1 protein-coding gene is annotated in these 1,092 nt (G+C 65.3%); it reads left to right on the top strand.

Annotation, left to right across the window (positions count from 1 at the left end):
• Nucleotides 1-1,032 (top strand): integrase core domain-containing protein (locus NKI46_RS30895; protein WP_352749727.1); only part of this gene is annotated, 1,032 nt, incomplete at its 5' end.
• Nucleotides 1,033-1,092: the final 60 nt, after the last annotated feature.

Raw genomic sequence — 1,092 nt, 5'->3', positions numbered from 1 at the left:
GGTTTGCACGACCTGCCGCGAGCCCCGCTCAATCATGGCCGGGCGACAGCTCAGGATCTGGTTGAGCGGATTGTGGCGGCCAAGGAGCTGCATCCGCTCTGGGGTCCAAAGAAGATCGTGGCACGGCTCAGGCGCACGGCTGCCGAGTTCATGTGGCCTTCAGCCTCGACGGTCGGCGCGATCCTTGCGCGGCATGGGCTTGTGCGCGCCCGCAAGCGACCCCGCCTGCGGGCCTGCGGCAATGGACCCTGGCCACAGCCGCAAGAACCGAACGCGGTGTGGACTGGCGATCACAAGGGCTGGTTCCGGACCCGTGACGGGTGGCGTTGCGAACCCTTGACGGTGATGGATGCGTCGAGCCGCTATCTTCTGGCGCTCGAAGCGACGGGGTCGACGGCCGATAGCGAAGCCTGGCCGGTGTTCGAACGGCTGTTTGAAGAGCATGGCCTGCCGGATCGCTTCAGAAGCGACAATGGCCCGCCCTTCGCATCGGCCGGCGTCACCGGGCTGACGCCGCTTGTCGTGCGCTTCATCAAGCTCGGCATCACCTTGGAGCGGATCGCACCCGGCAGGCCACAGCAGAACGGACGTCACGAGCGCTTTCACCTGACCATGCTGCCGATGGCCGAGGCACCGGAAGCCGACCGAACGGCACAGGGCCAGGCCTTCGAGACCTTCCGCCACAGCTACAATGAGGAACGTCCCCATGAGGCGCTGGGCATGGATACGCCCGCCCAGCACTACCGGTCCTCACAGCGCGCCATGCCCAGGACACCACCCGAGCCCGTCTATCCGGCCGAGGCCTCGGTCCGCCGCGTGCGCCACAATGGCGAGATCCGATGGAATGGCGGCTTCATATATGTCTCGCAAGCGCTGGCGGGCGAACCGGTCGCTGCGTTGGAGACCGAAGACGGACAATGGACACTCTCATTCCATGCCCACCCGCTCGGCATCATCGACACACGGCACATGAAGCTTGTCCGCCGCAGCGCCGCGCCAACCAATCCGCTTGGCGCTGCGGCGGACGCATAGGGGGAGAGAAGTGTCACCTATGTATCCGGTTCAAAGTGTTACCCATCTATCGGCTGGACA

The sequence above is a fragment of the Mesorhizobium sp. M0615 genome (assembly GCF_040320805.1).
In the GTDB taxonomy this organism is placed as follows: domain Bacteria; phylum Pseudomonadota; class Alphaproteobacteria; order Rhizobiales; family Rhizobiaceae; genus Mesorhizobium.
This window is presented reverse-complemented; position numbering and strand designations above follow the sequence as displayed.